Source organism: Paraburkholderia sp. SIMBA_053, assembly GCF_046534895.1.
Lineage (GTDB): Bacteria > Pseudomonadota > Gammaproteobacteria > Burkholderiales > Burkholderiaceae > Paraburkholderia > Paraburkholderia caledonica.
Map to the genome: position 1 here is coordinate 1 of NZ_JAWRXU010000028.1, position 9,084 is coordinate 9,084.

9 protein-coding genes and 1 pseudogene are annotated in these 9,084 nt (G+C 60.9%); 5 read left to right on the forward strand and 5 right to left on the reverse strand.

The features are described from left to right. The 3 genes from SB753_RS34185 to SB753_RS34195 all read right to left on the reverse strand — a co-directional run. Nucleotides 1-1,168, reverse strand: a 1,168-nt coding sequence (locus tag SB753_RS34185; RefSeq protein WP_410804448.1) for a DDE-type integrase/transposase/recombinase, incomplete at its 3' end; no start/stop codon positions are given. A gap of 130 nt (nucleotides 1,169-1,298) precedes the next feature. Further along, nucleotides 1,299-1,832 (reverse strand): DUF6431 domain-containing protein, encoded by a 534-nt coding sequence (locus SB753_RS34190; protein WP_410804450.1) that lies wholly within the window; start codon nucleotides 1,830-1,832, stop codon nucleotides 1,299-1,301. A gap of 81 nt (nucleotides 1,833-1,913) precedes the next feature. Further along, complete coding sequence (locus SB753_RS34195; RefSeq protein ID WP_410804452.1) at nucleotides 1,914-2,597, reverse strand: LysR family transcriptional regulator; 684 nt, start codon at nucleotides 2,595-2,597, stop codon at nucleotides 1,914-1,916. A 135-nt stretch (nucleotides 2,598-2,732) separates the two neighbouring features. On the opposite strand from SB753_RS34195, the gene SB753_RS34200 reads away from it, so the two are divergent. The 3 genes and pseudogenes from SB753_RS34200 to SB753_RS34210 all read left to right on the forward strand — a co-directional run. Further along, a complete protein-coding gene (locus tag SB753_RS34200) occupies nucleotides 2,733-3,575 on the forward strand; it encodes an oxidoreductase (RefSeq protein ID WP_410804453.1) in 843 nt (280 codons plus the stop codon). Nucleotides 3,576-3,808: 233 nt separating this feature from the next. Beyond that, nucleotides 3,809-4,626 (forward strand): IS5 family transposase gene (locus SB753_RS34205; RefSeq protein WP_410804455.1). Its coding sequence is split into 2 segments (ribosomal slippage): nucleotides 3,809-4,157 and nucleotides 4,157-4,626, totalling 819 coding nucleotides; the frame shifts between segments, so codons are not numbered across the junction. A gap of 300 nt (nucleotides 4,627-4,926) precedes the next feature. Continuing rightward, nucleotides 4,927-5,157: pseudogene (locus SB753_RS34210) on the forward strand (helix-turn-helix domain-containing protein); the annotation flags it as partial. On the opposite strand, the gene SB753_RS34215 reads toward SB753_RS34210, so the two are convergent. Beyond that, nucleotides 5,054-5,488 (reverse strand): winged helix-turn-helix transcriptional regulator, encoded by a 435-nt coding sequence (locus SB753_RS34215; RefSeq protein WP_410804457.1) that lies wholly within the window; start codon nucleotides 5,486-5,488, stop codon nucleotides 5,054-5,056. The pseudogene SB753_RS34210 and the gene SB753_RS34215 sit on opposite strands and share 104 nt — an antisense overlap. A gap of 105 nt (nucleotides 5,489-5,593) precedes the next feature. On the opposite strand from SB753_RS34215, the gene SB753_RS34220 reads away from it, so the two are divergent. Together SB753_RS34220 and SB753_RS34225 are read left to right on the forward strand one after the other, a co-directional pair. Next, complete coding sequence (locus tag SB753_RS34220) at nucleotides 5,594-6,370, forward strand: SDR family oxidoreductase (protein WP_410804458.1); 777 nt, start codon at nucleotides 5,594-5,596, stop codon at nucleotides 6,368-6,370. A gap of 324 nt (nucleotides 6,371-6,694) precedes the next feature. Continuing rightward, a complete protein-coding gene (locus SB753_RS34225; RefSeq protein WP_410804460.1) occupies nucleotides 6,695-7,840 on the forward strand; it encodes a zinc-binding dehydrogenase in 1,146 nt (381 codons plus the stop codon). Between the two features lie 86 nt (nucleotides 7,841-7,926). Here SB753_RS34225 and SB753_RS34230 read toward each other — a convergent pair whose 3' ends face one another. Further along, a complete protein-coding gene (locus SB753_RS34230) occupies nucleotides 7,927-8,955 on the reverse strand; it encodes a cyclase family protein (protein WP_410804462.1) in 1,029 nt (342 codons plus the stop codon). Nucleotides 8,956-9,084: the final 129 nt, after the last annotated feature.

Sequence of the window (9,084 nt, forward strand, 5' to 3'; positions counted from 1 at the left end):
CACCCGTCTGGCTTTCGATACGCACTACCGTGCCGGCATGCGGATCGACGACGAGCATCACGGTCTGTCCGGTGAGCTCGTACGGGACCTCGAAGCGCCGGTTCTGGTAAGAGACGGTGCCGTCGCGGCGAACGTGCCGGGCTACGCGATGCCAGAACAGTTCGTCGAGCTGCGCGGCCAGCGGTCCGAGCAGCCGGATGCGGGGCAGATCCTGCTGGTAGCGCAACAGTGGTGTCTGGTTACCCAGCGCGCTGTGGGGCTGACGGTGATAGACCTGCTCGACCCATGCCCACAACCGCGCGTTAAGGTCCGCGAGTTCGCGAATGTGCGTGGTATCGAGTTCGGCCAGAAACTGCTCACGTAATGTCCGATGCCAGCGTTCAAGCTTGCCCTTGCCTTCGGGCGCATATGGACGGCAATACACCAGCCGCATCGACAGCCGTGCGCAGATGCCCTGCAGCGTCGCGGCCCGGTACGCGGCGCCGTTGTCGACGACGATCGTCTTCGGAACGCCACGCCTGAGCAGGGCCTGCTTGAGCACGCCCTCGATGTCGAGCGCCGTCTCCGACAGACAGAACGCGCTATGGACAATCAGGCGCGAGGCGTCGTCCATCAGCGACACAAGATACGTCTTCATGCGACGCCCGCCAAACGACAGCGTGGGGCCGTGCATGACGTCGCCATACCAGATCGAGCCGGCGTGTTCGGCCGCGAAGCTGCGCTTCTCCTCGGGCACGACATCCGGTCCGGCAATGCGTGAGATACCGTGAGCCTTGAGCAGGCGATGTACGGCGCAGCGCGAGAGCGTGTCGCGCGGCACGAGGCCGGCGGCTTCCAGCAGCAGGCGGATCTGGCGGATTGAGCGGCGCGGGTTCTCACGTTTGGCCGCGAGCACCGCGACCTGCACCGGCTCGGGCAGCTTCGAGCGGCCAGTATCGGTGCGGCGCGCATCGGACAGGCCACCCAGTCCATTGCGGCGCCACGCGTAATACCACGCCTGCAGGGTCTTCTCGCTGATGTGGCGCCGGCGTGAACCGGGAATGGCGTATTCCTGCTGCGCGAGTTGCCGCACGATCTGCTGCAGTTCGCCGCGACTCAAGCGCTCACGGCTGACCAGCGGGCCGAGCACCGACAGGCGGAACAGCGCCTTCGGATCGATATCGTTCATGGAGGTCCCTGTTGAAGTGAAGGAACCGCCATCAAAGCGCTGATCGTCGGCGCGCGGCAGTGAGCAGACTGTGTGGAGTCCCCGCTGCAGTTCGGTCAGCGCCGTCGCACGGCGATCAGGAACCAGTCGATCATGGGACAGCTATGCCGTCATGATCCAGCCACGCCATCGCTTCGCATAGCGGCATGCGATGCAGGCAGGCCAGCCAGAAGTCGTCGCGATCGGCACTGCGGCCGAGCTCAGCAAAACGGCTACACAGGTGGAAGGCGAACGTCCCGTGAGCCGCCAACAGCGATCGCCACCAGCGCCGCACGGTGTGATACGCCAACGCGAAGACGCTTGCCGTACGGCGTAGCGAGGCGCCCGCGATCAGCAGTTGCAGCACGTTCTGCTGCAACGACCAGCCATACCATCGACGCGCACAGATGCACAGCGGCAGACGCGAACAGGTCCGCGTGCATGACGGGCAACGGAAACGCGGCACAGGCACCGGATTGAGCGCGCCGTCGACGCTGCGATCCGCCTTGCGCCCATAACAGCCGTGATACCACAGGCAGCCACTACCGCAATGCGGACAGCGATCGGGCCGGTAAGAAGCGGGAGAGCACTCAATCGCGCGATGATGTTGTTCGAGGGAGAGAAAGGCAAATACAATGCGATGCATGGCCGGTCTGTTCTTGATGTTTGTACGACGCCTGAGAAACATCGCACGATATCAGAGCAGCGCCGGCCATCCTGCTACCCCTCATGTCTCGCGCTGCGCGCGGTAATCGACAAAACATCGTCCTGGCTGACCGCGCGACAATCTCACCCCTCCCGGCTCATTCTGCGCGCGACGTAACAGCATGGTCAGGTCCTGCGGCGTCTTTGGCGCCGGATACCGCGCGAGGTAAACAGGCGATGCAACGACCGCCATCCGGAGCGCGGGGCCGACGCGTAGTGCGACCATGTCCTTCTGCAATTTCTCTCCGAGCCGGATGCCGGCATCGAACCGGTCTGCCACGATGTCGCGAAATCCGTAGTCGATGACGACCTCCACGACCGCGTCGGGATGCGCGTTGCAGAACGTGCCGAGCACGGGCCGGATAACGGCCTCGTAGGCCTGCCGTGTCGCGGTGATACGGACCGTACCGGCGATCTGGTCGCGCGCCTGGCCCAGCTCGCCCAACTTGGCATCGATGGCCTGCAACGCCGGCTCGAGTGTCAGCAGTAGCTTCTCGCCTGCCTCCGTCGGCGCGACGCTGCGGCTTGTCCGTCTAAGCAATACGATGCCGAGCCGCTGTTCGAGTCGCTTGATCGTATAGCTCAGCATCGAATTCGACACCCCAAGCTCGGCTGCCGCGCGCGTGAAGCTCCGCGTTCTCGCAACCGTCGCGAAGGCGGACAGGTCGTCAAGGCTTCCTCGCGCGATCTTTCCATCAGATTGCATGACTCGTTCGAATTGTCCGGGATGATTGAAAGAATAAGCGTAGCTAAAATCCGGTCAAGGTGCTGCGGCAGTCCGCTGTGGCACGGGATGTCGGTTCGTGGACGATGGCGAACGCGGTGAGCGAATGGAGTGAATATGTTGAAGAAAAATGCGGTGTGGCTGATCACAGGATGTTCGAAAGGGCTGGGACGGGCGCTGGCCCGAGGCGCGCTCGAGTCGGGGTATCGCGTGGTCGCAAGCGCGCGGGATGCGGCAGCCCTTGAGGACCTCGTCCGCGAGTATGGCGACGCCGTCGCGGCCGTCAGGCTCGACGTGACCCGCCCAGAGCAGGCAGAGGCCGCCGTTGCCGCCGCTCACGAACGATTCGGCGCCGTTGACGTGCTCGTCAATAACGCTGGCTACGGGTACCTGGCCGCGATCGAAGAGGGCGAGGACAGCGATGTCAGGGCGATGTTCGAGACGAATGTCTATGGAACCTGGAACATGATCAAGGCGGCGCTGCCCGGCATGCGCAGGCGCCGGGCAGGGCACATCGTCAACATCAGCTCGGTTGGTGGCCTGACGACTTTCCCGGGCGTAGGCTTCTATCACATGACGAAGTTTGCTGTCGAAGGACTGTCCGAGACCTTGGCGAAAGAGATCGGCCCGCTAGGCCTCGGCGTGACGGTTGTCGAACCGGGCGCATTCCGGACCGATTTCCGGGGCGCATCGATGAAACAGTCCGGCATGCGCCTTGAAGATTATGCGGGCACGGCCGGCAAGGCTCGCGACAGTGTGCTCGCCGGGCACGGCAAACAGCAGGGCGATCCAGTGCGCGGCAGTCGAGCCATCATCGCTGCGCTGGAATCGGATCAGCCGCCGCTGCATCTCGTCATCGGAGGCGATGCGCTCGATCTCGTCCGCGCCCAGCTCGAGGACCTGAGGCACGACCTCGACACGTGGGAGCATCTTACGAGAAGCACGAGTTACGAGGCTTGAGGGAACGCGCGTGGACGCACGCTGTTAGGCTGCTTTGGTCCGCATTGTGCGGTGCCTCCGGACGCAAGGCGGCGATATAGGACAGGAGCGCGGCAATCCTTCCCGTTTAAGGTCTGTTCAGGCAGAAGAAGGATCGCGCGACAGCGTAGCTGTCCTTCTCCGACCTTAGAGACGGAATCAAAAAGACCCGTTGGGGGCTGTAACCTTGGCCACCTGAACAACTGGATCCAAGGATGGGCACGTCGATTGTTGATGACGAATTGTGGACACTGATCGAGCCATTGCTGCCTTCGCCCAAACCCCGGCGCAAGAAGTATCCAGGCCGGTTGCCGGTTGCGAACCGAGCCGCACTGAACGGCATCCTGTTCGTGCTCAAGACCGGTATCCGCTGGCGCGACCTGTCGACCAAATTGGGATTTGGATCGGGTTCAACCTGCTGGCGACGGTTGCGCGACTGGCAGAACGCCGGCGTGTGGAAGCGATTGCACGATCTACTGCTAGCGAAGTTACGCGAGGCGGGCGAACTCGATTTCTCACGAGCAGCCGTCGACTCTTCATCTGTGCGAGCTGTTGGGGCGGGCGAAAAACTGGTCCGAACCCCACGGATCGCGCGCGACCAGGTACCAAGCACCACATCCTCGTAGACGCCAATGGCGTTCCTGTCAGCGCGATACTCTCTGGCGCGAATCGCAACGACGTCAGCCAGTTGCTGCCGCTGCTTGACGCCATTCCACCGATTCGCGGCGTACGCGGCCGACCGCTTCGCAAGCCCAAGGTCATCTACGCAGACCGTGGCTATGACTCCGAGGCACATCGCCAGAAACTTCGCGAGCGCGGCATCAAGCCGGTGATCGCCAGGCGCCGGAAAGAACACGGCAGTGGCCTGGGGAAATTCCGCTGGGTGGTTGAACGTACTCATGCGTGGCTTCACAACTTCCGTCGTCTTCGCATTCGCTTCGAACGTCGGGCCGACATTCACGAAGCACTTCTCAAATTCGGTTGCTCCCTGGTCTGCTGGAAAATCTTAAGACGAGGGGAGCAGCCTTTTTGAATCCGTCTCTTAGTGTGGCATCCGCTGCGGCCCGATGTACTGGCGCGATCTGGATGGGTGCACCGCCGCACCACCCGGCAACGTAGGACCGGGACCATAGAGCAGCGCCCCACAATGTACGCACTATCCGCTGAAGATCGCGGTGTCGGCGCTGGTGAACAGCATGAAAGGCCTATCGAGCCGGATGATGTGGATGATGAGCAAAGACAACGATATTCGGCATGGTCGGCACTGCTTTTTTGCGTCTCTTCAAAGACGAGGTTTGCTTCGTGACAGCGGTCACGCAATCGACTACATGCCTTCAAATTCGAACTGATGCCGACTGGCGAGCAGGCGTGCAAAATTCATAAGTTCGCGGGTGCGTGCCCCTTACCATGGAGTGACAAGGGATGGTGCTTAAGACCGCCCCTGAAAAAGACCGCGACTCTCATTGCGCCGCGCGATCGTCAAAATCGCGGCGCGCCTCCTCTACCGCGTCTAGATTATTCGCAGCCCAAACCCAAACCCCGCAAAACGCGGCACTTAGCGTGATGCCGAGGTTCGTAAGCTTGTACTCCACCTTCGGTGGTACGACCGGATATATGGTCCGAGTAACAAGGCCATCACGTTCCATTGCGCGTAGGGTCTGGGTAAGCATTTTCTGACTGATACCTTCAATCATCTCGTCAAGGCGGCTAAAACGAAGCGGTGACTTTTCTGCGAGAACGTCCAGAATCAACATTGTCCATTTGTCCGCAACGCGGCCAATCAGATCCTTCACCAGGGATGCGATCCGGGGATCAATATCGACGGGTGGAGTCAGGCTGGCGTAGTGCTGCGCGGCTGCGATTTGCTCGGCGGTGAACCTCGGGACTTGTGCCATATCTACACTCTCCGTTTGGTAAGTATCTGACTTTTCGGTGCCTTCTTCACATTGGAAAGTATGCGCGTCAAACTGCGATCATGCGCACTTGACAGGGGAAACCTGATGGAAATGATAGGACGGACCGTGCTGATTACGGGAGGCACCAGCGGAATCGGTCTGGAATTGGCGAAGCAGCTGACTGCCCGAGGGAATACAGTCATTGTCACGGGGCGTTCGCCCGAGCGGTTGCAAGCTGCACGAGAAGCTATTCCGGGGCTTCATGCTTTCAGGAGCGACGTCAGCGATTTGACGAGCATTGAGTCACTATATGAAACGGTCTTGGGCCGGTTTCCATTGCTGGACACTCTTGTGAACAACGCGGGTACGATGCGCAACATCAAGCTGAGTCAGCAATATTCATTGAACGACCTGACCACCGAAATCGATGGAAACGTGAAAGGATCCATGTGGATGGTTCAAGCGTTCCTTCCGTTGCTTCTCCGCAGAAAAGGCAGCCTCATTGTGAACGTATCGTCGGGTCTCGCCTATATTCCTTTTGCGGCCGCGCCCATCTACAGCGCATCAAAGGCCGCGCTTCACGCTTATACGCAATGCCTGAGAGCGCAACTGGAAGGTACTGGCGTCTCCATAGTCGAACTGGCGCCTCCGGGTACAGAGACGCCCCTGTTCCGGGGGGAATTCGCCGAGGAAATGAAAGGAGAGAAGGGGATGGACGTGAGTGTGCTTGTCAAGCGCACCATCGCAGGTATTGAAGCGGGGAAGACGGAGATTCGGCCCGGGGCGAGCAATATTTTGAAAATTGCTAGCCGCGTTGCGCCACACTTCATGTTCCGACAACTGGTGAAGTTGGGTCGTCCGCGGTCAGGTGTCGGAGCGTAAAGACAGTCTGGGTGCCCGAGCAACTTCTGCATTTATCCCTTCGGAACTTGTGCTTGTGCATCACATCTATACTTGTGCTTTGGCGGCGGCCATATTTGTAAACTATTCATGACCCGCTTCTCGAATTCGTATCCGAGCACGAGGCCGAACCCGGCAACGCGGTGCTAGCGAGTCAGATGGTTTCCCAGCAAGAGGCCAACGCGTTTCCTGTGCCGGAGCGCTAAGGTAGTGCGCGCCATTGCGCGCCTGTTAGGCCATAGCCTGTGGGCTCGCCGAGCGACACCTACATTGGCAGCTGTTTGACAATCGATACCGGGGTCTTCAATGAAAGCTGCTGTCCTGAATGCATTTGACGCGCCGCTCGATATTCAATGCGTGCCCGACCCGGTGCTCGGCACAGGCGAAGTGATCGTCGATGTGGCGGCCGCACCGGTTGCAAGCTACTCCGCCAATGTCTTCAACGGCTCGCGCAACTACCCTTTGGAATTGCCATTGATTCCGGGCCCTGGCGGTATTGGCAGGGTGCGGGCTGCGGGCCCGGACTCGACCAGGCTGAGGCCTGGTGACTGGGTCTTCGTCGACTCCACAATCCGCTCGCGGGACAATATCGCCAGCCCTGAACAGATCTTGCTTGGCTGGACCTACCGGACGCCTGCGGCCTTACCGTTGCACCGGTACTTTCACCACGGCTCCTTTGCAGAGCAGGTGCTGGTACCCACCGAGAACGCTACGGCGATCGGTCACATCGAGCCGTCGGACGCAGGGCGATGGACGGCTCTCGCCCGGCTGCTGGTTCCCTTCGGAGGTCTGCTGGCAGGCGGTCTTCAGGCAGGAGAGACGTTGGTCGTCAACGGGGGAACGGGGGGCTTCGGAGGCGCGGGCGTCGCCGTGGCATTGGCAATGGGAGCGGGGCGGGTCGTGGTCACCGGCCGCAATCACGGCACGCTGGAAGACCTTGCGAGACGACATGGAGGCCGCGTCCGGATTGTCCGGTTCAGCGGGGATGAAGAGCGTGACCGCAAGTCGATTTGGGACGCGGCCGACGGGCCCATCGACATGGTGCTGGATTTCCTGCCGCGTGAGGCGTCCGCCGCTCAGGTGAGGACCGCGGCGCTGGCCGTGAAACTAGGAGGGCGGGTGATCCTGATGGGTGGTCTGCGTGGAAGCGAAGGCGACCTCGGACTGAACTACAACTGGCTGATGCACAACGAGACCACTGTGCGTGGCGTCTGGATGTACAACAGGGACGCCATTCCCCGGATGGTGCGGATGGTGCGCGCCGGCCTGATAGACCTTGGACAGTTTGAGCTAGCTGAGTTCGGACTGGATAGCACCAACGAGGCGGTGGCCTATGCGGCCGCCAATGCCGGCCCGCGCCAACTGACTGTCCTTCGGCCTGATGGATACGACGGCGGCCATGCGAAAAAAAGCTCTCTTGAAATCTGCCGGTGCAGCAGACTACCGGATTGACCACTCCGTCTGGAAAATCGCAGCCGTAGCGGTTTCCGGCTGTGCTTGCCCAGCTGGACGCGAGCACCGTCTGTACGCACAGGTTTCTAAACCGTTGCGACTGGCGTGACCGGTGAGCCGGCTGCTCCCGGCAAGCGCAGGGGCGGAGCGGTAAGCAGGAACCTGTTGCGACCACGTGCGCGCAACCATCGATTCAGAGGGGACAATAACCATTGCTCTCCGAGCGGCACTCCCAACTTGAAAAGGCAATGCTCGTGGATGGTGCTCGCCGCGCCCGCTGGCGGCGGGAGGATCTCAACAGCACGGTTGTCCGAAATGAGGGCAGCGACACCTGAGTCCGTTATCCATTGCAGCAACCGGCTGTCGGCACCATCGAGCCCTGCGCAGCTGTTGTGCAGCCGCCATGGGTCCGGCGCCCTGTTCATTTCGAGCAGCAATTCGTCAAAACCCGTGCACAAACACAGCATGTCTCCGGGCTCGACGTCCACGCCATCATCCTCGAAAATCCGCATGAGTTCGTCATAACCGACGCGGTGATTTTCGCGGCCATAACGCTCGAACAGGTCGACCATTACGCCGCGCCCCTGCACGCATGTCGCCGCCAACGTGTCGATTCCCAGCGGGCCGGCGTTCACGCCTTCATAGCGTAACCATTCCTCGACGCCCTCACGGGGCGGCGGCGTCACGATGTGTTCTCCACCGCGCCATCCGTTGTAGTAGACGATCTCGTCGATCCCGTCGCCGTCCGCGTCAAACTTCGCGCCGACGTGCGCGAGGCTGTCCCATTGTGTTGAGTACTGGGTAGAGAGCAGCACGGCGTCATCGCAGACGACCGACTGCCGTGCAGTGCCCGGCACCTCGCGTGAGTGATTATGAAAGCACTGGCCTCCATGCATGGCACCGAACAGCCGGGGCGGGTGACGCCGGGGATTGGCGACAGTGCCTCCGGGGTAGTCGAGCGGCAGGCTCAAGCAAAACGTAATGCCTTCGCGCGCCTCCGCAAGGCCCTGTCTGACCTTTGCTGGCGTCAGAAGATTCAGCCTGCCAATCTTGTCGTCATCACCGAAATCGCCCCAGTTAGACCCTTCTGGTCGACGTATCCACCGCTTGCTCATGCTGTCTCCGTGAACCCCAGTTTTCGCTGAACATACAATTCACGATCCGAGGATGTCAATATCGATGGCTAAAATCGATATAAACTTTCAGACCGGCAGTATCCCCTTGTAGTTGACCTTCCAGCGTAC

Coding starts and splice junctions, on each gene's coding strand:
- SB753_RS34190 (WP_410804450.1), bottom strand. CDS start 1,832: ATGCATCGCATTGTATTTGCCTTTCTCTCCCTCGAACAACATCATCGC.
- SB753_RS34195 (WP_410804452.1), bottom strand. CDS start 2,597: ATGCAATCTGATGGAAAGATCGCGCGAGGAAGCCTTGACGACCTGTCC.
- SB753_RS34200 (WP_410804453.1), top strand. CDS start 2,733: ATGTTGAAGAAAAATGCGGTGTGGCTGATCACAGGATGTTCGAAAGGG.
- SB753_RS34215 (WP_410804457.1), bottom strand. CDS start 5,488: ATGGCACAAGTCCCGAGGTTCACCGCCGAGCAAATCGCAGCCGCGCAG.
- SB753_RS34220 (WP_410804458.1), top strand. CDS start 5,594: ATGGAAATGATAGGACGGACCGTGCTGATTACGGGAGGCACCAGCGGA.
- SB753_RS34225 (WP_410804460.1), top strand. CDS start 6,695: ATGAAAGCTGCTGTCCTGAATGCATTTGACGCGCCGCTCGATATTCAA.
- SB753_RS34230 (WP_410804462.1), bottom strand. CDS start 8,955: ATGAGCAAGCGGTGGATACGTCGACCAGAAGGGTCTAACTGGGGCGAT.